23 protein-coding genes and 2 tRNA genes are annotated in these 25478 nt (G+C 70.8%); 19 read left to right on the plus strand and 6 right to left on the minus strand.

Going from position 1 to position 25478, the window contains the following annotated elements:
- The first annotated feature begins 215 nt into the window (after positions 1 to 215).
- Positions 216 to 800, plus strand: coding sequence for a biotin transporter BioY (locus ABT403_RS30015; protein WP_344156241.1), 585 nt, complete (start codon positions 216 to 218; stop codon positions 798 to 800).
- Positions 801 to 887: 87 nt separating this feature from the next.
- On the opposite strand, the gene ABT403_RS30020 is transcribed toward ABT403_RS30015, so the two are convergent.
- Positions 888 to 2354 (minus strand): amino acid permease, encoded by a 1467-nt coding sequence (locus tag ABT403_RS30020; RefSeq protein WP_344156238.1) that lies wholly within the window; start codon positions 2352 to 2354, stop codon positions 888 to 890.
- Between the two features lie 219 nt (positions 2355 to 2573).
- On the opposite strand from ABT403_RS30020, the gene ABT403_RS30025 reads away from it, so the two are divergent.
- Positions 2574 to 3062, plus strand: coding sequence for a ribose-5-phosphate isomerase (locus ABT403_RS30025; protein ID WP_344156235.1), 489 nt, complete (start codon positions 2574 to 2576; stop codon positions 3060 to 3062).
- Between the two features lie 74 nt (positions 3063 to 3136).
- On the plus strand, positions 3137 to 3943 hold the full coding sequence (locus ABT403_RS30030; RefSeq protein WP_344156232.1) for an Fpg/Nei family DNA glycosylase: 807 nt from the start codon (positions 3137 to 3139) through the stop codon (positions 3941 to 3943).
- A 31-nt stretch (positions 3944 to 3974) separates the two neighbouring features.
- Here the strand turns inward: ABT403_RS30030 and ABT403_RS30035 are convergent, their stop codons facing one another.
- The gene (locus ABT403_RS30035; protein ID WP_344156229.1) at positions 3975 to 5210 is read right to left on the minus strand and encodes a GNAT family N-acetyltransferase; all 1236 of its coding nucleotides are present in this window, start codon (positions 5208 to 5210) and stop codon (positions 3975 to 3977) included.
- 116 nt (positions 5211 to 5326) lie between these two features.
- On the opposite strand from ABT403_RS30035, the gene ABT403_RS30040 reads away from it, so the two are divergent.
- The 4 genes from ABT403_RS30040 (at position 5327) to ABT403_RS30055 (ending at position 8894) form a co-directional block, all read left to right on the plus strand.
- Positions 5327 to 6472: a SpoIIE family protein phosphatase gene (locus ABT403_RS30040; RefSeq protein ID WP_344156226.1), complete on the plus strand. Its 1146-nt coding sequence runs from the start codon at positions 5327 to 5329 to the stop codon at positions 6470 to 6472.
- Positions 6473 to 6670: 198 nt separating this feature from the next.
- Entirely contained in the window at positions 6671 to 8059 is a 1389-nt protein-coding gene (locus ABT403_RS30045; protein WP_344156223.1) for a pyridoxal phosphate-dependent decarboxylase family protein, read from the plus strand.
- Complete coding sequence (locus ABT403_RS30050) at positions 8056 to 8511, plus strand: HD domain-containing protein (protein WP_344156220.1); 456 nt, start codon at positions 8056 to 8058, stop codon at positions 8509 to 8511. The genes ABT403_RS30045 and ABT403_RS30050 overlap by 4 nt, the downstream gene beginning before the upstream one ends.
- 188 nt (positions 8512 to 8699) lie before the next feature.
- A complete protein-coding gene (locus ABT403_RS30055) occupies positions 8700 to 8894 on the plus strand; it encodes a hypothetical protein (RefSeq protein ID WP_030229627.1) in 195 nt (64 codons plus the stop codon).
- 74 nt (positions 8895 to 8968) lie between these two features.
- On the opposite strand, the gene ABT403_RS30060 is transcribed toward ABT403_RS30055, so the two are convergent.
- A tRNA-Gly gene (locus ABT403_RS30060) sits at positions 8969 to 9039 on the minus strand.
- A 181-nt stretch (positions 9040 to 9220) separates the two neighbouring features.
- Between ABT403_RS30060 and ABT403_RS30065 the strand changes: the two genes are divergently transcribed.
- The 5 genes from ABT403_RS30065 (at position 9221) to clpX (ending at position 13937) form a co-directional block, all read left to right on the plus strand.
- Positions 9221 to 9297: transfer RNA gene (locus ABT403_RS30065), tRNA-Pro, on the plus strand.
- Positions 9298 to 9462: 165 nt separating this feature from the next.
- Positions 9463 to 10857, plus strand: coding sequence for a trigger factor (gene tig, locus ABT403_RS30070; protein WP_344156213.1), 1395 nt, complete (start codon positions 9463 to 9465; stop codon positions 10855 to 10857).
- 276 nt (positions 10858 to 11133) lie between these two features.
- Entirely contained in the window at positions 11134 to 11751 is a 618-nt protein-coding gene (locus tag ABT403_RS30075; RefSeq protein ID WP_344156210.1) for an ATP-dependent Clp protease proteolytic subunit, read from the plus strand.
- Positions 11752 to 11829: 78 nt separating this feature from the next.
- Positions 11830 to 12498, plus strand: a complete 669-nt coding sequence (locus tag ABT403_RS30080; protein WP_045947945.1) for an ATP-dependent Clp protease proteolytic subunit — start codon at positions 11830 to 11832, stop codon at positions 12496 to 12498.
- A 152-nt stretch (positions 12499 to 12650) separates the two neighbouring features.
- Positions 12651 to 13937, plus strand: coding sequence for an ATP-dependent Clp protease ATP-binding subunit ClpX (clpX, locus tag ABT403_RS30085; protein WP_030297265.1), 1287 nt, complete (start codon positions 12651 to 12653; stop codon positions 13935 to 13937).
- Between the two features lie 70 nt (positions 13938 to 14007).
- Here clpX and ABT403_RS30090 read toward each other — a convergent pair whose 3' ends face one another.
- Positions 14008 to 14967 carry a hypothetical protein gene (locus tag ABT403_RS30090; RefSeq protein WP_344156201.1) on the minus strand — a complete coding sequence of 320 codons (960 nt, stop codon included), beginning with the start codon at positions 14965 to 14967 and terminating at the stop codon, positions 14008 to 14010.
- Between the two features lie 93 nt (positions 14968 to 15060).
- Positions 15061 to 15363 carry a hypothetical protein gene (locus tag ABT403_RS30095; protein ID WP_344156198.1) on the minus strand — a complete coding sequence of 101 codons (303 nt, stop codon included), beginning with the start codon at positions 15361 to 15363 and terminating at the stop codon, positions 15061 to 15063.
- 193 nt (positions 15364 to 15556) lie between these two features.
- On the opposite strand from ABT403_RS30095, the gene ABT403_RS30100 reads away from it, so the two are divergent.
- The gene (locus ABT403_RS30100; RefSeq protein WP_344156195.1) at positions 15557 to 18178 is read left to right on the plus strand and encodes a valine--tRNA ligase; all 2622 of its coding nucleotides are present in this window, start codon (positions 15557 to 15559) and stop codon (positions 18176 to 18178) included.
- Between the two features lie 158 nt (positions 18179 to 18336).
- Entirely contained in the window at positions 18337 to 19485 is a 1149-nt protein-coding gene (locus tag ABT403_RS30105; RefSeq protein ID WP_344156192.1) for a histidine kinase, read from the plus strand.
- Positions 19486 to 19507: 22 nt separating this feature from the next.
- Here the strand turns inward: ABT403_RS30105 and ABT403_RS30110 are convergent, their stop codons facing one another.
- Complete coding sequence (locus tag ABT403_RS30110; protein ID WP_344156189.1) at positions 19508 to 20557, minus strand: rod shape-determining protein; 1050 nt, start codon at positions 20555 to 20557, stop codon at positions 19508 to 19510.
- A 117-nt stretch (positions 20558 to 20674) separates the two neighbouring features.
- Here ABT403_RS30110 and folC point away from each other — a divergent pair, with 117 nt between their 5' ends.
- From folC to mreC, 5 genes are all read left to right on the plus strand, one after another.
- Entirely contained in the window at positions 20675 to 22201 is a 1527-nt protein-coding gene (gene folC / locus ABT403_RS30115) for a bifunctional tetrahydrofolate synthase/dihydrofolate synthase (protein WP_344156186.1), read from the plus strand.
- A 7-nt stretch (positions 22202 to 22208) separates the two neighbouring features.
- On the plus strand, positions 22209 to 22559 hold the full coding sequence (locus ABT403_RS30120; RefSeq protein WP_344156183.1) for a DUF4233 domain-containing protein: 351 nt from the start codon (positions 22209 to 22211) through the stop codon (positions 22557 to 22559).
- A gap of 64 nt (positions 22560 to 22623) precedes the next feature.
- Complete coding sequence (gene ndk, locus ABT403_RS30125; protein ID WP_344156180.1) at positions 22624 to 23034, plus strand: nucleoside-diphosphate kinase; 411 nt, start codon at positions 22624 to 22626, stop codon at positions 23032 to 23034.
- 306 nt (positions 23035 to 23340) lie between these two features.
- The gene (locus ABT403_RS30130; protein ID WP_008738981.1) at positions 23341 to 24360 is read left to right on the plus strand and encodes a rod shape-determining protein; all 1020 of its coding nucleotides are present in this window, start codon (positions 23341 to 23343) and stop codon (positions 24358 to 24360) included.
- 165 nt (positions 24361 to 24525) lie between these two features.
- Positions 24526 to 25473, plus strand: a complete 948-nt coding sequence (mreC, locus tag ABT403_RS30135; RefSeq protein WP_344156177.1) for a rod shape-determining protein MreC — start codon at positions 24526 to 24528, stop codon at positions 25471 to 25473.
- Positions 25474 to 25478 lie beyond the last annotated feature (5 nt).

A 25478-nucleotide genomic window follows, 5' to 3' on the forward strand; every position in this document is an offset into this window, starting at 1 on the left:
CAGTCTGGCCGGAGGGATCCCATAGGAGCAAAAAGGATGTGTGGCCGGATCTTCCCCGTGATGGGGATCACTTCAACTCAGGTGTAAGACGTGGCCTTTGTGTGGTCCCCACCAAACCGGACAGTATGCCTTTGTCCCGGCCGACGGTGGGGCGGCGCGTCGGCGCGCACTAGCGTCACGGTGTCCCGTCGATCACCACCCCGCGGAGCCCCCTCATGAGCACTGCTTCCGTCTCCTTCCGGCCCGGCGCCGTCCTCGCCGACCTGCTGCCCGCGAGCCGCGTCCGCGACATCGCGCTCGTCGTCGGCGGAGCCGCGCTCACCGGCCTGGCCGCGCAGATCTCCGTACCCGTACCCGGCTCGCCCGTCCCGGTCACCGGCCAGACCTTCGCCGCCCTGCTCGTGGGCACCGCCTTCGGCGCCCGCCGCGGCTTCCTCGCCCTCGGCCTGTACGCCGCCCTGGGCGCGGCCGGCCTGCCGTGGTTCGCGGGCGGCACCGCCGGCGCGGGCGGCGCCTCCTTCGGCTACGTCCTCGGCATGCTGCTGGCCGCCACCGTCGCCGGCGCCCTCGCGCGGCGCGGCGCCGACCGCTCGGTGCTGTTCACGGCGGGCACGATGGTGCTCGGCTCGGCCGTGATCTACGCGGTGGGCGTGCCGTACCTGATGGCCGTCACCGGCATGTCCCTCTCCGCCGCCGTCGCGGCGGGCCTGACCCCGTTCCTGATCGGCGACGCGCTCAAGGCCGCGCTGGCCATGGGCGCGCTGCCGGCCGCCTGGAAGCTGGCCGGCCGCCGCGGCTGACCCCGTACGGAATTCCCTTCCGGCGCCTGCGCGGCAGCCCCGGACCGCGAGAGGGCGGTCCGGGGCTGCTGCCGTGTGCGGGGCCGGTCAGGCGGCGTCGGTGACGGCGTCGGCCGCGGCCTCGGCCACGAGCTCGTTCTTGCGGCGGGCGTTGCGCACCACGCCGATCGCGATCACGACGGCGGCGACGAGCAGGGAGTACAGCACCGTCTCGCGGTTGTCCTTGTCGTAGACCATGTAGCCGAGGACGAAGGTGATCATCGCGGCGGTGGCCCACGTGAGGTACGGGAAGAGCCACATCTTGACGGTGACCTTCTCCGGGGCCTCGCGCATCAGGATCCCGCGCATCCGCAGCTGGGTCAGGCAGATGACCAGCCACACGAAGAGCGCGATGGCGCCCGACGAGTTCAGCAGGAAGTTGAAGACGGTGTCCGGGGAGGTGTAGTTGAAGTAGACGGCGATGAAGCCGAAGACCACCGAGCCCAGGATGGCGATCGTGGGAACGCCGTTCTTGCTGGTCTTGGCGAAGGCCTTGGGCGCGTCACCGCGCTCGCCCAGCGAGAACGCCATGCGGGAGGCCGTGTAGAGGCCCGAGTTCAGGCAGGACAGGACGGCCGTCAGGACGATCACGTTCATGATCTGGCCGGCGTGCGCGATGCCGATCGAGTCCAGGGCGGCGACGTAGGAGCCCTTCTTGACGATCGACTCGTCGTTCCAGGGCAGCAGGGTCAGGACGATGAAGATCGAGCCCAGGTAGAAGACGCCGATGCGCCAGATCACCGAGTTGGTGGCCTTGGTGACCGCGCGGCGCGGGTCCTCGGACTCGCCGGCCGCCAGGGTGACGATCTCGCTGCCCATGAAGGAGAAGACGACCATCAGCACACCGGTGAGGACCGAGCCCCAGCCGTTCGGCATGAACCCGCCGGCGTCGGTGAGGTGGGCGAAGCCCGCGCCCGGGTTGTCCGAGCCCGGCAGCACGCCGAAGACGGCGAGCATGCCGACGACCACGAAGGCGCCGATGGCGACGACCTTGATGCCCGCGAACCAGAACTCGAACTCGCCGTAGGAGGCGACGGAGCCGAGGTTGGTGGCGGTCAGGACGACCATCACGATCAGGGCCCAGGCCCACTGCGGGACGGCCGGGACCCAGCCCTCGAGGATCTTCGCGCCGGCGGTCGCCTCGACGGCGAGCACGACGACCCAGAAGAACCAGTAGAGCCAGCCGATGGAGAAGCCGGCCCAGCGGCCGAGCGCACGGTCGGCGTAAGCGGAGAAGGAGCCCGAGTTCGGGCTGGCGGCGGCCATCTCGCCGAGCATCCGCATCACGAAGACGACCATCGCGCCCACGAGCAGGTACGAGATCAGGATCGCGGGGCCGGCCTTGGCGATACCGCCGCCGGAGCCGACGAACAGGCCGGCGCCGATGACGCCGCCGATGGCGATCATGGAAAGGTGGCGGTTCTTGAGACCGGCCTTGAGACCGTCGGAGGGCTGGGCGGAACCGGGTTCGCCGGTCGGGTCGCCTGCCTTCTGAAGGGTCGTCGTCGTGCTCATGGACGAATCCTTTGGTTCTCGGGTGGAGAGTTCCGGCATTCAAACCCGATTTCCGGCCAGGACGGAAGACCTTCTTCCGATGGTTACCCAAGGCCCCCATCCCGGGATCAAGGTCCCGGCCCCTCCCGTCTGCGTTCTTTGGGTTTACTTGAGGTTTAGAAGTGATTTATGCGACACCCCTCCGACCTCCCTCGAGGTCACCCGTGCCACACTCGACCCATGCGCGTGTATCTCGGATCCGACCATGCCGGCTTTGAGCTCAAGAACCACCTCGTGGACTGGCTCAAGAACAACGGCCACGAGCCCGTCGACTGCGGGCCCCACATCTACGACGCGGTGGACGACTACCCGCCGTTCTGCCTCCGGGCCGCGGAGAAGACCGCCGCGGACGCCGACAGCCTCGGCATCGTGATCGGCGGCTCCGGCAACGGCGAGCAGATCGCCGCCAACAAGGTCAAGGGCGTCCGCGCCATCCTCGCCTGGAGCGTGGAGACCGCCAAGCTCGGCCGCGAGCACAACAACGCCAACGTCATCTCGGTCGGCGGCCGCATGCACACCCAGGACGAGGCCACCGCCTTCATCGAGGCCTTCCTCGCGACCCCGTACTCCGACGAGGAGCGCCACACCCGCCGCATCGACATGCTCTCGGCCTACGAGCAGACCGGCGAGCTCCCCCCGATCCCGGCCCACCACCCGCAGGACCAGTAACCCCCCGTGCCGCCGGACGCGGTCCGTCCGGCGGCACGCTCCCGACCGCCGACCGAAGGAAGCAGGAGCACGGCGTGCCCGAGGGCCATACGATCCACCGCCTCGCCCAGGACCACACCGAGCGCTTCGCGGCCCGCCCGGTCCGGGTCAGCAGCCCCCAGGGACGCTTCGCCGAAAGCGCCGCCCTGCTCGACGGACGCGAGCTGGAGAGCGCCGAGGCCCACGGCAAGCACCTCTTCCTGGAGCTCGGCGACGCCTGGATCCACATCCACCTCGGCCTCTTCGGCAAACTCGGCTTCGGCCCCGCCCCGGCCCCGCCGGCCACCGACACGGTGCGGCTGCGCCTGCTGAACGAGGACCACTACGCCGACCTGCGCGGCCCGACCGCCTGCGCGCTGCTCACGGAGGCCGAGAAGAAGGCGATACACGACCGCCTGGGCCCCGACCCGCTGCGCCCCGCCGACGACCCCGGCCGCGCCTGGTCCCGCATCTCCCGCAGCCGCACCACCGTCGCCGCCCTCCTGATGGACCAGAAGGTCATCGCGGGGGTCGGCAACGTCTACCGCGCCGAGGTCCTCTTCCGGCACGGCATCGACCCCTACCGCCAGGGCAAGGACCTCACCCGCGCCGAGTGGGACGCGATGTGGACCGACCTGGCCGCACTCATGCGCGAGGGCGTCCGCCGCAACCGCATCGACACGGTCCGCGACGAACACCTCCCGGAGGCCATGGGCCGCCCGCCGCGCGTGGACGACCACGGGGGAGAGGTGTACGTGTACCGGCGCGCGAACCTGCCCTGCCACATCTGCGGCGGCGAGATCCGCACGGCCGGCCTCGCCAACCGCAACCTCTTCTGGTGCCCCACCTGCCAGCAGCGCTAGCCGCGCGGGCCGCCCCCTGAGGGGGGCGGGGTCAGAAGCCGTGCGGAAGCCAGGGGGCGACGTCGCCCGCGAAGGCCCGCGAGGCCTCCCGCAGGGCGCCCGCCCGGAGCTCCCGTACGCGGCCGGCCGCCGCGAGCGAGGTCAGCGTCACCCCGCCCAGGTACGCCGAGCCCAGCTCCCGCACCGACAGCTCCAGCTCCGCCGCGTCATCGCTGCGCACGCAGCGCGCCGCCCCGGACCCGTCGGCCGTCAGCCGCCACCGCCCCGCGTTCCACGGACAGAACGCGTCCTCCACCTCCAGCACCACGTCCACCGGAGCGCCGTACCCCCGCGCCTCCAGCGCCCCCGGCAGGTCCACCACCCGCAGGTGCAGCGCGTCCCGCTGGCGCGCCCGGATCCGCCGGACGTCGTTGACCAGGTGCAGCAGCGGATCGTCCGCCGGCCGCCCGTACACCTGTACGTGCCAGGTCAGGTCGATCTCGAACAGGTACCGCCACAGCGCCGCGTACGAGGCCGGATCCAGCGCGTCCACCTCGCCGACCAGCACCTTGCCGTCCGACCCGGTCGGCTCCCAGTCCGGCCGCACCCGGTACCGGGCGTAGCCGACGACCGTGCCGTCGGCGTCCTCCGCCACCACGCACTTCAGCGGCGACGCCCCCTCCCGCCGCGACTCCGGGTCCAGCAGCGCCTGCCGCTCCCAGCCCGGCTGCCGGGCCGGCATCCCCGGCCGGCCCGCGACCAGGGCGGCGTACACCCGCTCGCAGTCGGCCAGCGACTTCAGCGGGTCCACGAGCCGCAGCCGCACCCCGTCCGTCCCCGGCGGCACGTTCAGCCGTACGCGGGTCGTGTCGATGTCGAACGACAGGGCGTAGGCGGCCGTGCCGTAGCCGAAGCGCCCGTAGATCTCCGGCTCCGACGCCGTCAGCACGGCGACCGGTTCGCCACCCGCACGGACGTCGTCCAGCTGGCGCCGCATCATCGAGGTCAGCACGCCCCGCCTGCGGTGGGTCGGCGCCACGCCCACCATCGTCACGCCCGCCGCCGGGACCACCGCCCCGCCCGGCACCGACAGCCGGAAGCTGAAGGCGCCGGCCGAGCCGACACAGGTCCCGCCGTCCCAGACGCCCAGCGAGCGGTCGAGCTCCGTCAGGGACCGGTAGAGCGTCCGCTCCTCGGGGGTTTCCGGCACACCGCCGAACGCCAGTTCCAGATGGTCGTACCAGACATCCCACTCATCAGCCTGCAATACGCGCGTATCAAGAGCCATGTGGTCATCCCTACCAGGGCAAGACGGGCCGGTCGAACTGTTTTCGAGCCTTCCCGGAGCCGCGGAACGGGGGTACCCCTGCGCGCACACAGCCATGATGGATAGGGTCCCGAACGATGGCCGGAGCACGTGTGGAGACGCTCATGGCCCGGGCGCGCATGCTGTCGCACCGGGCACGCACCGCCCTGCGCAAGTCCGCCGTCGACTATTTCCGCGGCGACGCGTCCGACTGGCTGGCCTTCGGGGGCCTGCTGCTGACCGTCCCCGCGATCGCCTGCGGCACGCTGATGCTGCCCGTCTGGTTCTCGCCGTCGGCGCTCGTCCTGCCCATCGTGGCCGGCGGCCTGCTGCTGCGGCCCGCCAGCCTGCTCGGCCTCTATGCCGCCTCCGCGACCGCGCTGATCGTCGAGGCCCTGGTCCTCGGCCCCTACACCGAGGGGCCGGCCCGGGTCACCCCGGGAACCGTCCTCGTCGTCGCCGCCTGCGGGTTCTTCGGGCTGATCATCGCCCAGTTCCGCAGCCGCGTCGGCGTGCCCTGGCGGCGCGGCGGCACCATGCTCTTCGACCTGCGCGAACGCATCCGGGTGCAGAGCAAGCTGCCCGCCCTGCCGCCCGGCTGGCACCGCGAGATGGCCCTGCGGCCGGCCGGCGGCCAGTCCTTCTCCGGGGACTTCGTCGTCGCCGCCCGCACCAACGGGGGGCGCACCCTGGAGGTCGTCCTCACCGACGTCTCCGGCAAGGGCATGGAGGCCGGATCGCGGGCCCTCCTCCTCTCCGGCGCCTTCGGCGGCCTCCTCGGCGCCCTCCCGCCCCAGGACTTCCTCCCCGCCGCCAACGGCTACCTGCTCCGCCAGGACTGGGACGAGGGCTTCGCCACCTCCATCCACCTCGTCCTGGACCTGGAGACCGGCGACTACGAACTCCTCTCCGCCGGCCACCTCCCCGCCCTCCAGCTGTCCGCCGGAACCGGCCGCTGGCAGGAGAGGTCAGGCGAGGGACCGCTGCTGGGCGTCTACGACGGGGCCGAGTTCGAACCGGCCCGCGGGAACCTGCGGCCCGGCGACGTCCTGATGCTCTTCACCGACGGCCTGGTCGAAACCGCCGACCGCGAGATCAGCGAGGGCATCGACCGGCTGACGGGGGAGGCCGACCGGTACGTGGCCGCCGGGTGGGAGGGGGCGGCCTGGCACCTGATCGAAAAGGTCGCGAAGGACGTCAACGACGACCGAGCCCTCCTCCTGATCCGCCGCGCGCCCTTCTAGCCGCGTCGGCGTTTGAGGCGCGGGGGTCTGGGGGCGGAGCCCCCTGGGAACGGAGGAAGGGCGGGGCGGGGAGACGGCTCCGCGCAGCGGCATCCGCACCCGCACCCGCGCCCCCGGCCGGCAGCGGCATGGGCGTTCCGGGCCACCGGGGCGGGATTGGCCCGTTCGGGTGAGCCCCGCCGGGGATACCTTCCGCCCATGGACCCCACCCTCGCCGCCGACCTCGCCCGCCTCCCCGCCCTCCTCGACGCCGTCAGGGACGCCTCCGCAGAGGCCCTCGCCGGGCTGGACGCGCGGCCCGTCGTGCCCCTGCGGGACGGGCCGCCCGAACCCCGCCGCCTCCCCGCGCACGGCGCCGGCGCCGAGGCCGCGCTCGCCGACTTCCGGGACCGCTGGGAGCCCCGCCTCTCCGCCTCCGCCGGCCCCCGCTACCTCGGCTTCGTCACCGGCGGCGCCACCCCCGCCGCCCTCGCGGGGGACTGGCTGACCGCCGTCCACGACCAGAACTCCAACTCCGGCATGGACGGCGCCGGCCAGCACCTCGAACGCGAGACCGTCGCCTGGCTCCGCGAGCTCTTCGGGCTGACCCCCGCCCACACCGGCACCTTCGTCAGCGGCGCCACCATGTCCAACACCGTCGGCCTCGCCCTCGCCCGCGAATGGCTCGGAGAGCGCCTCGGCGTCTCCCCGGCCCAGGACGGCGTCGCCGCGCTCGGCCCCGTCCGCGTCCTCTCCGGCGCCCCGCACTCCTCCATCGCCAAGGCCCTCTCCGTCCTCGGCCTCGGCCGCGCCGCCCTCGTCCCGGTGCCCACGCTGCCCGGCCGCGAGGCCGTCGACCCCGCCGCCCTGGACCGCGCCCTCGCCGACACCCCGGGCCCGGCCGTCGTCGTCGCCAACGCCGGCACCGTCAACACCGTCGACTTCGACGACCTCCGGGCCGTCGCCGCGCTCAAGGACCGCCACGACTTCTGGCTGCACACCGACGCCGCCTTCGGCGCCTTCGCCGCCCTCTCCCCGGACCACGCCCACCTCACCGAGGGCCTCGACGCCTCCGACTCCGTCTGCGTCGACCTCCACAAGTGGCTCAACGTCCCCTACGACAGCGCCGTCCAGTTCACCCGCCGCCGCGACCTCCAGGCCCGCGTCTTCGCCAACTCCGCCGCCTACCTCGGCCCCCTCGGCGCCGACCCCGACCTGGTCCACCTCACCCCGGAGAACTCCCACCGGCTGCGCGCCCTGGCCGCCTGGTTCACCCTGCGCGCCTACGGCCGCGAGGGCCACCGGGAGATCGTCGAACGCGACACCGCCTGCGCCCTCGAGCTCGGCGGGCTCCTGGAGGCGGACCCGGCCCTGCGCCTGCTCGCCCCCGTACGCCTCAACGTCGTCTGCTTCACCCTCGCCGACGACCCCACCCCCGAACGGCTGGCCGCCCTGCGCGAAGCCGTGTCCGCCGAGGTCTTCGTGACCCCCACCGTCCTCGGGGGAACCCCCGGCCTGCGCGCCGCGTTCTCCAACTGGCGTACTACACCTGCCGACGTGCGCCGGGCCGCCGAAGCCCTCCGCGCGGCAACGAAGGAGATCGCATGACCGAACGCTCCCTGACCCTCGCCGAGGTCGAGGCCCTGGCCCGCTCCGCGCACGAGGGCCAGACCGACAAGGCCGGCCGCCCCTACGCCGAGCACCTCGCGGCCGTGGCCGAGGGCGTGAGCAAGCGCGGCGGCACCCCCGCCCAGCAGGCCGCCGCCTGGCTGCACGACTCCGTCGAGGACGACGCGCTCAGCGCGGAGCAGCTCGCGGCGGCCGCCCTCCCGCAAGAGGTCAAGGACATGGTCCTGGCGCTCACGAAGCGCCCCGGAGAACCGGTGGAGGAGTACACGGCCCGGATCCTCGCGACGCCCGGGGCCGTCCTCGTCAAGGAGGCCGACCTCGCGCACAACGCGGACCCCGTACGCCTCTCCGTGCTGGACGCGCCCACCCGGGACCGGCTGACCGCGAAGTACGCCCGCGTCCGCTCCCTCCTCGGCATCACCGCCCCCTGACCTCCCGCCCGGCGCTCCCCTCCCGCCCGAAATGTCTCCGGTTCGTCTCCGTTTGGCGCGAAAGCCGTCTCGTCGATTCGTCACGGGGCGGATAGGAGGGCCCGGTTGGTGGGAGGATGGTCCATGTGGGGGTGTGCACGGGCGCATGCCCCGGGCCGGCCAGGGGACGACCGAAGGTGTGATCAGAAGTGGCCATTTCGCTGTCAGTGGTGGTTCTGTTGGCGGTCATCCTGGTGATCCTGATCCGCGGCAAGCACATGAAGGCGGGCCCGGCGATCGTCGCCGTCCTCTTCGGCTTCTTCCTCGCGTCCAGCTCCATCGCCCCGGACGTCAACCGCTTCCTGAACTCCCTCGCCGACACCATCGCCGGCATCAAGCTCTGAAAGCCCCCACGGGCCGCGAAACGCGTCAGGGCCGGACCGAGGAGCAGTCCTCGGTCCGGCCCTGAGCCGTCCAGAGCGGGTGACGGGAATCGAACCCGCGTAGCTAGTTTGGAAGACTAGGGCTCTACCATTGAGCTACACCCGCAACACGCGCGCCGCAGGTCCGTCGGACCGCGGCACGGACAGCATCCTAGCGGGTCGCGGCGGGGGAGTGCACACCGCTTTCGGGCGCCGTGTCCCCGCCCCGCTCCACGCGCGCGTGCGCCCGGCGGGAAAACCGGGGGCGTCGGAGGGTTTTCGGGCGTGTACCCTACGTGTCGCACCGACGGGGTGTGGCGCAGCTTGGTAGCGCGTCCGCTTTGGGAGCGGAAGGTCGTCGGTTCGAATCCGGCCACCCCGACCACCAGCAGTCCCCCCACGAAGATCGCGTTGTGGGCTGATTGCCGCTTGCGGTTACTATGCAAGCTGCGTGCCCGTGTGTCTGATGTACCGGGCCGAATCCGCCGAGGCCGCTGAATCGCAGCGATCCGGCAGAACCCCCAGCAGTCAGCCACAAGGAGACCGAACCGTGAAGAGCGCCGTGGAGACCCTGAACCCGACTCGGGTTCGGCTCACTGTCGAGGTGCCCTTCGAGGAGCTCAAGGACAGCCTCGACGCGGCGTACAAGAAGATCAACCAGCAGGTCACGGTGAAGGGCTTCCGCAAGGGCAAGATCCCTGCCCGCGTCATCGACCAGCGCTTCGGCCGCGGTGCGGTGCTGGAGGAGGCCGTCAACGACGCCCTCCCGAAGTTCTACACCGAGGCCGTCAACGAGGCCGACCTGAACCCGCTGGGTCAGCCCGAGGTCGACATCACCGAGCTGAAGGACGGCGAGCTGCTGGCCTTCACCGCCGAGGTCGACGTGCGCCCCGAGATCGAGATCCCGGACTACTCCGGCATCGAGGTCGAGGTCGACGCCGTCGAGGTCTCGGACGAGGACGTCGAGAAGTCGGTCGAGCAGCTGCGCAGCCGCTTCGCGTCCACCAAGGACGTCGAGCGCGCCGCCGCCGAGGGTGACGTCGTCACCATCGACCTCGAGGCCAAGGTCGACGGCGAGGTCCTCGCGGACGGCGTCGCCACCGACGTCTCCTACACCATCGGCTCGGGCGAGCTCCTCGACGGCATCGACGAGGCCGTCAAGGGCCTCGAGGCCGGTGGCGAGGCCACCTTCACCTCGCAGCTGAAGGGCGGCTCCGCCGAGGGCAAGGACGCCGAGGTCACCGTCAAGGTCACCAAGGTCTCCGCCCGTGAGCTGCCGGAGCTGGACGACGAGTTCGCGCAGATGGCGAGCGAGTTCGACACCCTCGAGGAGCTGAAGGCCGACAGCCGCAAGCGCCTCGAGAACATGAAGCAGTACGACCAGGCCACGCAGGCCCAGGAGCGCGTCCTGGAGAAGCTGCTGGAGCTCGTCGAGGTCCCGATCCCCGAGAAGCTCCTCGCGGACGAGGTCCAGACCCGCAAGCACAACCTGGAGCACCACCAGCTCGGCCAGATGGGCCTGAACCTCGAGAAGTTCCTCGAGATCCAGGGCAAGACGGTCGAGGAGTTCGACGCCGAGACCTCCGAGCAGGCCGTCAAGGGCATCAAGACCCAGTTCGTCCTCGACGCGCTGGTCAACAAGGAGAAGCTGGGCGTCAACCAGGAGGAGCTCACCGAGCACCTCATGCGCCGCGCGCAGTCCTCCGGCATGTCCCCCGACCAGTTCGCCCAGGCCGTCGTCGAGGGCGGCCAGGTCCCGATGCTGGTCGGCGAGGTCGCCCGCGGCAAGGCCCTCGCGGTCGTCGTCGAGGCCGCCAAGGTCGTCGACACCAAGGGTGAGGTCATCGACCTGTCCGACGACGAGGACGAGGTCGAGACGGCCGCCGAGGTCGTCGAGGCCGCCGTCGAGGGTGACGACGAGGCCAAGGCCGACGAGGCCAAGTAACACCCCGGGCTGAGCCCGCCGAGCAGTGCCGCGAAGGGCCCGGACGCAGTCGCGTACGGGCCCTTCCGCGTGCCCTCGCGGGGCCCTCGGGACCTTGCGCTCCGAGCGAACAGTTCGGGAAGCGGGATGGCGTTGTCCGACCTGCGCGTTAGGGTCCATGAATACGAGGGCACGGGACTACCCGTAGCCGGCGGGGCATCGCACCACCGGCCGGTCCGCGCCCCAGAACGAGACGCTGAGACGGCATGTGGCCGTCGGAGACGAGCAGGTGGATACGTGACGAATCTGAAGCCTTACGCCGCGGGTGAGCCGTCCATCGGTGGCGGCCTCGGCGACCATGTCTACAACCGGCTGCTCGGCGAGCGCATCATCTTCCTCGGCCAGCAGGTCGACGACGAGATCGCCAACAAGATCACGGCGCAGCTCCTCCTCCTGGCCGCGGACCCGGAGAAGGACATCTACCTGTACATCAACAGCCCCGGTGGCTCCGTGACGGCCGGCATGGCGATCTACGACACCATGCAGTACATCCCGAACGACGTCATCACCATCGGCATGGGCATGGCCGCCTCCATGGGCCAGTTCCTGCTCACCGGCGGCACCCCGGGCAAGCGCTTCGCGCTCCCGAACACCGACATCCTGATGCACCAGGGCTCCGCCGGCATCGGCGGCACCGCGTCGGACATCAAGATCCAGGCCCAGTACCTGCTGCGCACCAAGCAGCGCATGGCCGAGATCACCGCGCACCACTCGGGCCAGACCGTGGAGGCCATCATCCGCGACGGCGACCGCGACCGCTGGTTCACGGCGGAGGAGGCCAAGGAGTACGGCCTCATCGACGAGATCATCTCCGCCGCGTCCCTGGTCCCGGGCGGCGGCGGCACCGGGGCCTGACCGCCCCGGGCCCGGCGTACGGCCCCGTACGCCCGCAGGCCCGCTCCAGGCAACCCCAGCCCGCAGAACGCCACCAGGATGGTGAACACCCAGATGCAGAACAACTTCTCCGCGAGCGGCCTCTACTCCGGCCCGCAGGTGGACAACCGCTACGTCGTCCCGCGCTTCGTCGAGCGCACCTCGCAGGGCGTGCGCGAGTACGACCCGTACGCGAAGCTTTTCGAGGAGCGCGTGATCTTCCTCGGCGTGCAGATCGACGACGCCTCCGCCAACGACGTCATGGCCCAGCTGCTGTGCCTGGAGTCGATGGACCCGGACCGCGACATCTCGATCTACATCAACAGCCCCGGCGGCTCCTTCACGGCGCTGACGGCCATCTACGACACGATGCAGTTCGTGAAGCCCGACATCCAGACGGTCTGCATGGGCCAGGCGGCCTCCGCCGCCGCGGTCCTGCTCGCCGCCGGTACGCCGGGCAAGCGCATGGCCCTCCCGAACGCCCGCGTGCTGATCCACCAGCCGTCCGGCGGCACGGGCCGCGAGCAGCTCTCCGACCTGGAGATCGCGGCCAACGAGATCCTGCGCATGCGCGACCAGCTGGAGACCATGCTGGCCAAGCACTCGACGACGCCGATCGAGAAGATCCGCGACGACATCGAGCGCGACAAGATCCTCACGGCCGAGGACGCGCTGGCCTACGGGCTGATCGACCAGATCGTCTCGACCCGCAAGATGAACGCGGCCTGATCCTTGCCGCCAGTTGGCGCGGCCGCAGCGCGGATTCCGCGATGTGAACCGTGCCAAGGGGGCCCCGTACGGGGCCCCCGGCAAGGTACCGTCGGATATGAGGCACCAGGAGCGCTGAACCAAGCGTCTCCCAGGCGAAGGGGAAGCACCTCGTGGCACGCATCGGTGACGGCGGCGACCTGCTCAAGTGCTCGTTCTGCGGGAAGAGCCAGAAGCAGGTGAAGAAGCTCATCGCAGGACCCGGTGTGTACATCTGCGACGAGTGCATCGACCTCTGCAACGAGATCATCGAAGAGGAACTCGCGGAGACTTCCGAGGTCCGGTGGGAGGAACTCCCCAAGCCCCGTGAGATCTACGAGTTCCTGGAGAGCTACGTCGTCGGCCAGGAGCCGGCGAAGAAGGCGCTCTCGGTGGCGGTCTACAACCACTACAAGCGCGTCCAGGCCGGCGAGAACGGCGGCGCGCAGGGCCGCGACGACGCGATCGAGCTCGCGAAGTCCAACATCCTGCTGCTGGGCCCCACGGGCTCGGGCAAGACCCTGCTGGCCCAGACGCTGGCCCGCATGCTGAACGTCCCGTTCGCCATCGCCGACGCGACGGCGCTGACGGAGGCCGGGTACGTCGGCGAGGACGTGGAGAACATCCTCCTCAAGCTGATCCAGGCGGCCGACTACGACGTCAAGAAGGCCGAGACCGGGATCATCTACATCGACGAGATCGACAAGGTCGCCCGCAAGAGCGAGAACCCGTCGATCACGCGCGACGTCTCCGGCGAGGGCGTGCAGCAGGCCCTCCTGAAGATCCTGGAGGGCACGACCGCCTCGGTGCCGCCGCAGGGCGGCCGCAAGCACCCGCACCAGGAGTTCATCCAGATCGACACGACGAACGTGCTCTTCATCGTGGGCGGCGCCTTCGCCGGCCTGGAGAAGATCATCGAGTCGCGCGCGGGCGCCAAGGGCATCGGCTTCGGGGCGACGATCCGCTCGAAGCGGGAGATCGAGGCGAGCGACCAGTTCCAGGAGGTCATGCCGGAGGACCTGGTGAAGTTCGGGATGATCCCCGAGTTCATCGGCCGTCTCCCCGTCATCACCTCGGTCCACAACCTGGACCGCGAGGCCCTGCTCCAGATCCTGGTCGAGCCGCGCAACGCGCTGGTGAAGCAGTACCAGCGGCTGTTCGAACTCGACGGCGTGGAGCTGGACTTCGAGCGCGAGGCCCTGGAGGCCATCGCCGACCAGGCCATCCTCCGCCAGACGGGCGCGCGCGGTCTGCGCGCCATCATGGAAGAGGTCCTGATGTCGGTGATGTACGAGGTCCCGTCCCGCAAGGACGTGGCCCGCGTGGTCATCACGGCGGACGTGGTCCGCTCGAACGTCAACCCGACCCTGGTCCCCCGCATCGTCCCGAAGGACCAGGGCCCGCAGGAGAAGTCGGCGTAGCCGCACGGCAGACACGAGAAGGGGCGCTCCCGGCCGGGGGCGCCCCTTCTGCGTGTGCCGTGCTGCGCGACTACTTCTTCACGCGGGCGGTGTTGTAGATCTTCGCGGCGAGGTCCGCGTCCTGCTCGAGGGTGTAGCCGGCCTTGCCGGCGAGCGCGGAGGCCGTGTCGCCGGCGCTGACCACGCCCAGGGTGCTGTAGTCACCCCAGATGCAGATCGGCGCCGAGAACTCCTTGATGCCGCCCGTCGCCTTCGGGTCCTTCGAGGTGTACTTGAGCTCCTGGCACTTGAGCACCGCGCCCTTGAAGCCCGACGGGGTGATCTCCTTCGGGCTTCCGATGAGATCGGCCGTCAGCTTGTCGTTGGCCTTGGAGAGGTTCAGCTTGGCCATGGCGAAGTAGCCGTCGACCGTCTTCTCCGGATCGGCGATCTCACCGTAGAAGCCGCTGAAGTTCAGGTTCTTGTTGGTCAGCGGGGTCTTGGGGTCGCCGGCCAGGTAGCTCATGCCCACCTTGGTCGGGTTCTTGATGCCCGCGGCCTCGGCTTCCTGCTTGTCCTTGTCGGTGATGGGCGACTCTTTGTAGCTCGGGTTCTTCTGGAACTCGCCCACCGACTCAGGGGCGACCAGCTTGTAGCCCTTCGTCGCGTCCGAGACCGAGCCGCCCGCGCCGCCGCCCAGGAACCACCAGCCGGCGCCGCCGATGACGGCTACGGCCACGACCGCCGCGATGATCGGGCCCGCCTTGGACTTCTTCGGGGGCGTCGGCGGGGGCATGTAGCCCTGCTGCGGGGGCTGCTGGTAGCCGTACGCGGGCTGCGGGGGCTGCTGCGGGTAGCCGCCCTGCTGGGGGAAGGCCGGCGGCGGGGGCGGGGGAGGGGTCGGCTGGGGGTAGGCCGGGGGCGGGGCCTGCTGGGGGTAGCCGTAGCCCGGCTGCGGGGCGGGCTGGCCGTACGGGTTCGGGGGCTGCTGCCCGTACGGGCCCGGCTGCTGGGGCTGCTGCCCGTACGGCCCTGGCTGGTTGTAACTCATCCCGCGTCCCCCTGTGAGGTTTGCTTATCCGTTTCACACATCCTGGCGGAAGCCGTGTTCGACCGGGGCATCGGGGTCCGGGCCGTTACCGAACTACGACCCGGCCGGTACTTCCATCGCCGCCCGCAGGGCGCGGGCCTGGCCGGCCAGGGCTTCGAGCGTGGGCGGCCTGTTCTCGACCGGGACGGTGACCGTCACCAGCGAGCTGTGGTCGGCCCACATGCACAGCGTCACCGGCCCCGCCCCGGACGCCAGGGTGCCGCAGCGCATCGCCCCGCCCGCCGGGGTGCCGGAGTCCTGGGTGACGGCCCCGTCGACGCCCATGTCGTGCAGGCCGCGGGTGAGGACGGCCCCGGGGTCGTCGTCCGTGAAGGTGCCCGCCGCCCCGCTGACCACCAGTTGCGCGGCCCCGCCTGGTCGGCGTAGACCACGGCCACGGGGTCGGTCCCCGGCTTCGGGGCGCCCTGGCCCCGCTTGATCGCGTCCACACGGGGCCCGGAGTCCTGGAGGACCAGGCGGAAGGTCAACGGGAGCGCCCCCGGTGGAATGGATTCGTGACGCGGGCTGGGGCCGCCGTATCCTGTGCCCCGTGACCGAGAACACGCAGACACCCAGTGCCCCCAACTCCGAACTGCCGACCCAGTACGCGCCGGCCGAGGTAGAGGGGAAGCTCTACGAGCGCTGGGTAGAGCGTGGCTACTTCACGGCCGACGCCGCGAGTGAGAAGCCCGCGTACACCATCGTCATCCCGCCGCCGAACGTCACCGGCTCGCTCCACCTGGGCCACGCCTTCCAGCACACGCTGATGGACGCCCTGACCCGCCGCAAGCGCATGCAGGGCTTCGAGTCGCTGTGGCTGCCCGGTATGGACCACGCCGGCATCGCCACCCAGAACAAGGTCGAGCAGCAGCTCGCCGAGGAGGGCAAGTCCCGCCACGACCTGGGCCGCGAGGAGTTCGTCGAGCGCGTCTGGCAGTGGAAGGAAGAGTACGGCGGCAAGATCCTCGGCCAGATGCGCCGCCTCGGCGACGGCGTCGACTGGTCGCGCGAGCGGTTCACCATGGACGAGGGCCTGTCCAAGGCCGTCCAGACCATCTTCAAGAAGCTCTACGACGACGAGCTGATCTACCGCGCCGAGCGCATCATCAACTGGTGCCCCCGCTGCCTCACGGCCATCTCGGACATCGAGGTGGAGTACCAGGAGGACGCCGGCGAGCTCGTCTCCATCAAGTACGGGGAGGGCGAGGACACCCTCGTCGTCGCCACCACCCGTGCCGAGACGATGCTCGGTGACACGGCCATCGCCGTCCACCCGGACGACGAGCGCTACCAGCACCTGATCGGCAAGCTCATCAAGCTGCCGCTCACCGACCGTTCGATCCCGGTCGTCGCGGACGCGCACGTCGACCCCGAGTTCGGCACCGGCTGCGTCAAGGTGACGCCCGCCCACGACCCGAACGACTTCGCCATCGGGCAGCGGCACAACCTGCCCAACATGACGATCATGGACGAACACGGTGTCATCACCGTCCACGGCCCCTTCCTCGGCCTGGACCGGTTCGAGGCCCGGTCCGCGGTCGTCGGCGCCCTGCGCGAGCAGGGCCGCATCGTCGCCGAGAAGCGTCCGTACCTGCACTCCGTCGGGCACTGCTCCCGCTGCAGCACGACCATCGAGCCCCGCCTGTCCCTCCAGTGGTGGGTCAAGGTCGAGACCCTCGCCAAGAACGCCGGTGACGCGGTCCGCGACGGCCGGGTCAAGATCCACCCGCAGGAGATGGAGCGGCGCTACTTCGACTGGGTCGACAACCTCAACGACTGGTGCATCTCCCGCCAGCTGTGGTGGGGCCACCGCATCCCGGTCTGGTACGGCCCGGACGGCGAGGTCGTCTGCGTCGGCCCCGACGAGCAGCCGCCGGCGGGCGAGGGCTGGACGCAGGACACCGACGTCCTCGACACCTGGTTCTCCTCGGGCCTGTGGCCCTTCTCCACCCTTGGCTGGCCGGAGAAGACCCCGGACCTGGCGAAGTTCTACTCCACCGACGTCCTGCTGACCGGCCACGACATCATCTTCTTCTGGGTCGCCCGGATGATGATGTTCGGCCTGTACGCGATGGACGGCGAGGTCCCGTTCAAGACCATCGCCCTGACCGGCCTGGTCCGCGACGAGCGCGGCAAGAAGATGTCGAAGTCCTTCGGCAACGTCGTCGACCCGCTGGACTGGATGGACAAGTACGGCTCCGACGCCGTCCGCTTCACCCTGGCCAAGGGCGCCAACCCGGGCACGGACGTGCCGATCGGAGAGGACTGGGTCCAGGCCTCCCGCAACTTCGCCAACAAGATCTGGAACGCCACGCGCTTCGCGCTGATGAACGGCGCGACGATCGAGGGCGAGCTGCCGCCGGTCGAGAAGATGTCGGCCACCGACCGCTGGATCCTGTCGCGCCTGAACAAGACCGTCGCGCAGGTCGACGCGTACTACGAGGACTTCCAGTTCTCGAAGCTGAGCGAGGCCCTGTACCACTTCGCGTGGGACGAGGTCTTCGACTGGTACGTCGAACTGTCGAAGACGACCTTCTTCGCGGGCGGCGAGGGCGCACAGGTCTCCGGCCGGGTCCTCGGCGAGGTCCTGGACACCATGCTGCGCCTGCTGCACCCGGTCGTCCCGTTCGTCACCGAGACGCTGTGGACCACCCTCACCGGCGGCGAGTCCCTCGTGGTCGCCGACTGGCCGAAGGACAGTGGCTTCCGTGACGAGGCCGCCGAGAAGGAGATCGAGAATCTCCAGGCGGTCGTCACCGAGGTCCGCCGGTTCCGCGCCGACCAGGGGCTGCAGCCGGGCCAGAAGGTCCCGGCCCGCCTGGACCTGGCGGGTACGGCGCTCGCCGCGCACGAGGGCGCCATCCGCCAGCTGCTGCGCCTCCAGCCGGAGGGCGAGGGCTTCAGCGCCACCGCCACCCTGCCGGTCGCCGGTGCCACGGTCGCCCTCGACCTGTCGGGCACCATCGACGTGGCCGCCGAGCGGGCGCGCCTCTCCAAGGACCTCGGCGCCGCCGAGAAGGAGAAGCAGCAGGCCGAGGCGAAGCTCGGGAACGAGGCCTTCCTGGCCAAGGCCCCCGACCACGTCGTGGACAAGATCAAGGGCCGGCTGGCCAAGGCCGAGGCGGACATCGCCCGGATCCAGTCCCAGCTGGACGCCCTGCCCGCCGCCTAGCCGGCACGTGAACGAGGGGAAGGCCCCCACCCACCCGGGTGGGGGCCTTTCGCATGCCCGGACCGGGGGCGTACGCCCCTCTCAGGAGTGCCGTTTATCACTTGATATGTCCAGATGGCTGAGCCGATCCCGGGCACGGACCACGGATGATGGGGGGCATGCACCTGAAGCCCTCCGTCCCGGCATGGAACCGGGCCGTGGCCTGCGGGCGCCGGCTCGCCGAGGGCTGGGGCGCCTCGCCCCGGGCGCAGGACGTCCTCGCGGCACTGAGCTGCCTGGGCCTGATGGCGCTCGACCTGCCCGGCCTGGCCGCCGCCGACAACTCGCTCAACGGCTGGCAGGCCGCCCTGGTGCTGACGGCCGGCTGTACGACCCTGCTGGCACGGCGCCGGATGCCCTGGGCCGCGTACCTCGTCGCCCTGCTGTTCATCGGCTGGCTGCACGAGCTGACGCTGATCCAGTTCGCCCTCTACTCCGTCGGCCGCAACCGGGGCCGCCGGGCCGCCGTCCTGGCCACCACCGGCTACGTCGCCTTCGCGCTCGGGGTGTTCTGCCTGCCGGGCTGGCCCGAGCCCAAGGCGGCGACCCTCAGCGCCTTCCTCAGCCTGATCGTGCCCATCGGGGTGCTCGCCTCCGCCGTCGGCATCGCCGCCCACCGGCACGACCTGGTGCGGGAACTGGAGGCCCGGCGGGCCGAGGCGGCCGTGCTGAACGCCGTCCAGCAGGAGCGGACCTCCGTCGCCCGCGACGTCCACGACTTCGTCGGGCGGGAGCTGACCCTGCTGACCGTGCGCTCCGAGGTGCTGTCGATGCGGGCGCGCGAGACCCCGTACGCGAAGGACTTCGAGGAGCTGTCCGACACCGCCCGCCGGGCCCACCTCGTGCTGAACGAGATCATCGTGCAGCGCGGGGAGCGGGCCTCGACCCCGGGTGTGGAGGGGCTGGCGGCGCTGGCGGAGGAGAGCGGGCGGGCCGGATCGCCGGTCCGGCTCACGGTGGACCCGCAGGCGCACGCCCTGTCCCCGCTGCGGCAGGCGGCCGTGTACCGGGTGGTGCAGGAGTGCCTGACGAACGCGGCGAAGCACGCCCGGGGCGAGACGATCGAGGTGTCGATCCGTGCCGACGGCCCGCACCTGAGCATCGCCGTCAGCAACCGCCTCCCCGCCCGCACCCAGGGCCGGGCTCCGGTCTCGGCGGGCTCGGGCACGGCGAGCATGGCCGAACGCGTCCGCAGCCTGGGCGGCACCCTGACGGCCCGCCGGGGCGAGGACGCCTACGAGGTCCTCGCGACCCTGCCGCGCGGCTGAGCCCGCCGGGGACCCGTACCCGTCAGGCCTTCGCCGGGGACAGCAGGGAGCCCAGGGTGTCGAGGTCCTCCACGCAGCGCCCCGACCCCAGGGCCACGCAGTCCAGGGGGGCGTCGGCGACGAAGACCGGGATGCCCGTCGCGGAGGCCATGCGCAGGTCCAGGCCGGGCAGCAGCGCGCCGCCGCCGGTGAGGACGATGCCGTGCTCCATGACGTCGCCGGAAAGCTCGGGCGGGCACTCCTCCAGGGTGGCGCGGACGGCGGCGATGATCGCTTCGACCGGCTCGTCCAGCGCGGCCCGTACGTCGGTCGCGGTCAGCTCCAGGGTCTTGGGCATGCCGCCGACCCGCTCGCGGCCGCGCACGGTGAAGGTGAGGTTCTCCAGCTCCGGCCGCTCGGGCACCGGCCAGGCCGAGCCGATGGCGACCTTGACGTCCTCGGCGGTGCGCTCGCCGATGAGCAGGGAGTGCTCCTTGCGCACGTGGTCCATGATCGCGGTGTCGAGCCGGTCCCCGCCGATCCGCAGGGACTGCGAGGTGACGATCCCGCCGAGGGAGATGACGGCCACCTCGGAGGTGCCGCCTCCGATGTCCACCACCATCGAACCGCGCGCCTCGGCCACCGGCAGCCCGGCCCCGATCGCGGCCGCCATCGGCTCCTCGATCAGGTGGACGCTGCGGGCGCCGGCCCGGGTGGAGGCGTGGACGATGGCCCGCCGTTCGACCGGGGTGACCCCGGACGGGACACAGATCACCATCCGGGTGCGGGGGCGCCGGCCGGGGACCGCCTTGCGGACGAAGTGCCGGATCATCTCCTCGGCCGCCTCGTAGTCGCAGATCACCCCGTCCTTGAGGGGGCGGATCGCGGTGATGGAGCCCGGGGTGCGGCCGATGGTCTCCTTGGCCTCCGTACCGACGGCGAGGGCGGTGGTCGTGCCCGCCTTGACCGCGACCACGGACGGCTCATTGAGGACGATCCCGTGTCCACGGGCGTAGACGAGGGTGTTCGCGGTCCCCAGGTCTATGCCTATGTCCCGGCTGGAGGCGGTCTTGTCGGTACTGGCCTGCGGCATTTGTTCCCCAATCTCCCGTCCGCAAGGCTTGCATAACGATCCGGTCGCTTTCGCCGCCGAAGGTCCCGAAACGGCCGGGCCGAAAGTCCTCGGGGCCCGCGTCCGTAGACTGGGCCCGTGAGTGAGCAGCAGCCCGAGGGCCAGGACCGCGACCGCGACGGCACGTTCGACGAGTTCGACCAGATAGTGGCGGAAGAAGCCGACCGAGACCCCGACCTGGCGGTGATCGAGGCCGGCAGCCGCACCCTGCGCGCCCAGGCCGGCCCGCCGACGGGTGACCCGGTGCCCTCCCGCCCCGAGGACCCCGAGGTGGCCAAGGCGCTCCAGGAGGTCGAGCAGGAGCTCTCCACCCGCTGGGGCGAGACCAAGCTGGACCCCTCCGTCAGCCGCATCGAGGCGCTGATGGACGTCCTCGGCCAGCCCCAGCGCGCCTACCCGACCATCCACGTCACCGGTACGAACGGCAAGACCAGCACGGCCCGCATGATCGAGGCCCTGCTGAACGCCTTCGAGCTGCGCACCGGCCGCTACACCAGCCCGCACGTCCAGTCCGTCACCGAGCGGATCAGCCTGGACGGCGCGCCGATCAGCGCCGAGCGCTTCATCGAGACCTACCACGACATCAAGCCGTACGTGGAGATGGTCGACGCCGCCGAGGACTTCCGGCTGTCCTTCTTCGAGGTCCTCACCGGCATGGCGTACGCGGCCTTCGCGGACGCGCCCGTCGACGCGGCCGTCATCGAGGTCGGCATGGGCGGCACCTGGGACGCCACCAACGTGATCGACGCCTCGGTCGCGGTGATCACCCCGATCAGCCTGGACCACACGGACCGGCTGGGCTCCACGCCCGGCGAGATCGCCCAGGAGAAGGGCGGCGTCATCAAGCAGGACGCCACCGTCATCCTGGCGCAGCAGCCGGTGGACGCGGCGCAGGTGCTGCTGAAGCGGGCCGTGGAGGTCGACGCGACCGTGGCCCGCGAGGGCATGGAGTTCGGCGTGGTCTCCCGCGAGGTGGCGGTCGGCGGCCAGATGCTGACGCTGCGCGGGATGGGCGGCGAGTACGAGGGCATCTTCCTGCCGCTGTACGGCGCCCACATGGCGCACAACGCGGCGGTCGCGCTGGCCGCCGTCGAGGCCTTCTTCGGCGTCGGCGGGCAGCAGGCGCGCGAGCTGGACGTGGACACGGTCCGGCAGGCCTTCGCCTCGGTGACCTCGCCGGGCCGGATGGAGGTCGTGCGCCGCAGCCCGACGGTCATCCTGGACGCCGCGCACAACCCGGCCGGCGCGCAGGTCACCGCGGAGGCGGTGACCGAGGCGTTCGGCTTCAGCCGGCTGATCGGTGTGGTGGCGGCGAGCGAGGGCAAGGACGTCAAGGGCGTCTTCGAGGCCTTCGAGCCGATCTTCGCGGAGGTCGTCGTCACCGAGAACACCAGCCACCGGGCGATGGGCGCGGACGAGCTGGCCGCGATCGCGGTCGAGGTCTTCGGCCCCGACCGGGTGCAGGTGGAGCCGCGGCTGGACGACGCCCTGGAGGCGGCCGTCACGCTCGCGGAGGAAGAGGCCGAATACGGAGGGGCCGGGGTCCTCGTGACCGGTTCCGTGATCACGGTGGGCGAGGCCCGCCTGCTGTTCAAGAGGGGCTGAGGGATCGATGCGCACGCTCTGCGCGAGCACGCTGATCGGTGAATTCTTCGTCGTCGGCTTCGCGGGCCTGGTGGCCATGAAGAACCCGGACCTGACCCAGGCCGAGGTGTGGACGGTCTGCGGCGTGACGATGCTGCTGTCGGTGCTGCTGTGCGGGATGCTCTCCCGCCGGGGCGCGGTGGAGCTCGGCTGGGCGTTGCAGATCGGCCTGATCGCGAGCGGTTTCGTGGTCCCGACGATGTTCTTCCTGGGCGCGGTCTTCGCGGGCCTGTGGTGGTGCTCGGTGCACTACGGGCGCCGGATCGACGCGATCAAGGCGAGCTGGGCGGCTCGCCAGGCCGAGGCTGACGCTGCGTGACGGGCCACCGTAACGGCCCTGTAGATTCGCCCTACCGCACCCGTATGCCGCAAGGAGTTGGAACATGACCCAGCGCACGCTCGTCATCCTCAAGCCGGACGCCGTCCGCCGTGGCCTGATCGGCGAGATCATCGGCCGGATCGAGCGGAAGGCCGGCTGGACCATCCCGGCGCTGGAGCTGCGCACGCTGGACCAGGAGACCCTGGAGACCCACTACGGCGAGCACAAGGGCAAGGTCTTCTACGAGCCCCTCATGGGCTTCATGGCGAGCGGCCCGGTCGTCGTCCTCGTGGTCGAAGGGGAACGCGTGATCGAGGGTGTCCGCCAGCTGGCCGGACCGACCGACCCGATCGCCGCCGCGCCCGGCTCGATCCGGGGTGACTTCGGGTCCATCACCCGGGAGAACCTGATCCACGCCTCGGATTCCGAGGAGTCCGCGGAGCGCGAGCTGAAGCTGTTCTTCCCCTCCCTCTGAGCGGCCGGGAACATTCCTTTCTGACGCGACATCAGCCGAATAGCGCTCATGACCTGGGGCGACCGAAGTAATTTCGGTCGCCCTTCGGTATTGCGGGCCACGTCCGGGAACGCATGGACAGGACACGACGTCACCACTAAGGGGGCGGGTATCCGTTCCGGCGGGATCGCCGGAGTCCCGTCGCGCGATGTCCGTACGTGCGGCACTACGATGGGGCCTCCACCCACACACCCACCTCGCCGACCTGACAGCAGCCGCTATCAACTGGAAGGCCAGACGCTCCTCATGGGGAACAAGGGGAACAACATGTCGTTCATCGGCCGTGACATGGCGATCGACCTCGGGACCGCCAACACGCTGGTGTACGTGAGGGGCCGGGGAATCGTCCTGAACGAGCCGTCCGTGGTCGCCATCAACACGAACACCGGCGGCATCCTGGCGGTCGGCTCCGAGGCGAAGAAGATGATCGGGCGGACGCCCGGGAACATCGTCGCCGTACGCCCTCTCAAGGACGGCGTGATCGCCGACTTCGAGATCACCGAGCGGATGCTCCGGTACTTCATCCTCAAGATCCACAAGCGTCGCTACCTGGCGCGCCCGCGCGTGGTGGTCTGCGTGCCCTCCGGCATCACCGGAGTGGAGCGCCGCGCCGTGATCGAGGCGTCCACGCAGGCCGGCGCCCGCCAGGTGCACATCATCGAGGAGCCCATGGCCGCCGCCATCGGCTCGGGCCTGCCCGTCCACGAGGCCACCGGCAACATGGTCGTGGACATCGGCGGCGGCACCACCGAGGTCGCCGTCATCTCCCTCGGCGGAATCGTCACGGCGCAGTCCATCCGGGTGGCCGGCGACGAGCTGGACAACGCGATCATCCAGCACATCAAGAAGGAGTACTCGCTCCTCCTCGGCGAGCGCACCGCCGAACAGATCAAGATCACCATCGGGTCGGCGTACGACCTCGACAAGGACGAGCACACCGAGATCCGCGGCCGGGACCTGGTCTCCGGTCTGCCCAAGACCGTGGTCATCTCCGCCGCCGAGGTCCGCAAGGCCATCGAGGAGCCCGTCAACGCCATCGTCGACGCCGTCAAGACCACCCTCGACAAGTGCCCGCCGGAGCTCTCCGGCGACATCATGGACCGCGGCATCGTCCTCACCGGCGGCGGCGCCCTGCTGCGCGGGCTCGACGAGCGGCTGCGCCGCGAGACGGGCATGCCGATCCACATCGCCGAGGACCCCCTCGACTCCGTGGCCCTCGGCTCCGGCAAGTGCGTCGAGGAGTTCGAGGCCCTCCAGCAGGTCCTGGACGCCCAGCCCCGGCGGTGATCAAACCCCCGTAACGGGGCATGCGGAACACAAGGATCCGCCGTACGGGTGCTGCCGCGCCCGTGCGGCGGATCGTTGATATACAGGCACAGTCCGGTGCCGCCCCGGCCCCGCCGGAACGGTTCCGCCGCACGAGTTTCTACGAGGAAGGCACGGCCGCCGCACGTGAGGGACACACGAGAGAGCCGGCTGCTCCTGGTACTGCTGATCGCCGTCGCGTTCGCGCTGATCACGGTGGACATCAGAGCGGGAGAGGCTTCGCCGGTCGACGGCGCCCGGCGGGCCGCCGCCGCCGTCTTCGGCCCGGTCGAGAAGGGGGTGGCGACCGCCGTGGACCCGGTCGCCAACGCCATAGGGGCCGTCCGCGACTCCGACGAGCGCCACAACCGGATCACGGCCCTGGAACGCGAGAACACCGCGCTCAAGACCCGGCTGGGCAGCGACGAGCGCACCAAGAGCCGCATCCACGAGCTCGACGAGATGCTCAAGCGGGCCGGCGCCGGACAGTACGGCATCAAGGGCGCGGAGGTCATCGGGATAGGAGCGGCCCAGGGCTTCTCCTGGACCGTCACCATCGACGCCGGCAGCAAGGACGGCATCGAACGCGACATGACCGTCCTCAACGGGGACGGACTCGTCGGCCGCGTCGCCACCGTCGGCCCCGACACCGCCACCGTCGTCCTCGCCAACGACCCCGGCTTCACCGTCGGCACCCGCCTGGAGAAGACCGGCGAGCTCGGCTTCGCCACCGGCCAGGGCGACCGCGCCCTCTCCGTCCAGATGCTCAACGGCCGCGCCAAGATCAACCCCGGCGACCGGCTCGTCACCTTCGGCTCCCGCGCCAACAAGCCCTTCGTCCCGGGCGTCCCGATCGGCGAGGTCGTCAAGGTCGACCCCTCGCGCGGCGACCTGACCCGCACCGTGTGGGTCCGCCCCTTCGTCGGCTTCTCCCGCCTCGACATCGTCGGCGTCGTCGTCATGCCCCCGCGCGAGGACCCCCGCGACGCCGTCCTGCCGCCCAAGCCCGAGGCGCCCAAGCCCACCCCGACGGTCACCGTCACGGTCACCCCGTCGCCCTCCGCCAGCGTCTCCGGCAAGCCGGCCGACGAGTAGGAGCT

Origin of the sequence: Streptomyces sp. NPDC000075, from assembly GCF_040301925.1 — a bacterium.
GTDB classification, from domain to species: Bacteria; Actinomycetota; Actinomycetes; order Streptomycetales; family Streptomycetaceae; genus Streptomyces; species Streptomyces polychromogenes.